At 61.2% G+C, this 1,075-nt stretch carries 1 protein-coding gene and 1 pseudogene; both read left to right on the plus strand.

All coding sequences use genetic code 11. The features are described from left to right. Positions 1-651, plus strand: a pseudogene (locus AAAB35_RS27945) (hypothetical protein); the annotation flags it as partial. 144 nt (positions 652-795) lie between these two features. Next, positions 796-945, plus strand: coding sequence for a hypothetical protein (locus AAAB35_RS27950; protein WP_340671597.1), 150 nt, complete (start codon positions 796-798; stop codon positions 943-945). The last annotated feature ends 130 nt before the right edge of the window (positions 946-1,075 follow it).

Here is a 1,075-nt window from a genome sequence, read left to right on the forward strand (position 1 = left end):
GCTTCGGTGGCCCACATTTTCGGTTATGCAGCCGCGCCAGACTCTTCGGGTTACCACTGGTACTTCCGGCCGGGCGTCAGCGGCGGAATGATACCGACTAATAACGGCCTTGCCTGCATCGTCGCATCTGTACCAACGAGCCGATACGACACGGCGTTCCGGGGCGACCTCTCGGCGGGCTGGCTTTCCGCGCTGATGGCCTTGGCGCCGAACCTCGCCAGGCATGCGGCCTCGCATGATGTCGGAAGGCTTAAGGCATTCCGCGGCACGCAGGGCATGTTGAGGCAGGCCCATGGTCGGGGCTGGTTGCTGGTGGGAGACGCAGGATTCTTCCGAGATCCGCTCACCTCGCACGGCATTTCGGATGCGCTGAGGGACGCGGAAGGGGCTGCTTTGGCTATTCTTTCGGGCTCCGCATCCGGACTGGCGCGTTTTCAGAAAGAACGTGACAGCCTCGCCTTACCGATCCTGGAAGCCACCGACGCGATTGGCACGTTTGATTGGTCACTTGCCGAATTACCGGAAAGGCATAAGCGATTCAGCGACGCCACGAAAACCGAAATCGCCGTGCTAGCCAGTCGATCGGCCAGCGATAAAGTGATCCCGGTCGCACCGACAACCGCACGGCCTCCGGCCGTCGCAGCAATCTGACACCCTCGACCAAGGAGACGAGATATGAACGACACGAACATTCGATCGGGATGGTCCGGTACCCGTTTCGGTAAGCCGAACGTCGGCGCGAACGCAGAACGCCGGCGCGTCACCCGCGCACGCGATATCATTGCCTTCACTGAAATGACCGGCGACTGCAATCCGCTCCATTATGACGAAGGCCTTGCCTCGCGCTCGATATTTGGACGGCTCATAGTACAGGGCGGCGTTACGCCCGGACCGGGCACGTCTTCCTCGGTGCCGAGTGGAAATTTGTCAAGGCGGCGGGCGTAGGCGAAGAGTTCGTCGCCCAGGTCGAGGTTCTGGAAGTTCGCGACGATAAATCGATGTGCACGCTGGCGACGACCATCCTCAACGCCGCCGGGGTAACCTGCCTTTCCGGTACGGCGACGACCTATACTGT

This window comes from Phyllobacterium sp. (genome assembly GCF_037994425.1).
GTDB lineage: Bacteria > Pseudomonadota > Alphaproteobacteria > Rhizobiales > Rhizobiaceae > Phyllobacterium.

What these genes read in the sequence shown, in the direction of transcription:
- AAAB35_RS27950 (WP_340671597.1), top strand. Translation starts at nt 796, where the DNA reads ATGACCGGCGACTGCAATCCGCTCCATTATGACGAAGGCCTTGCCTCG.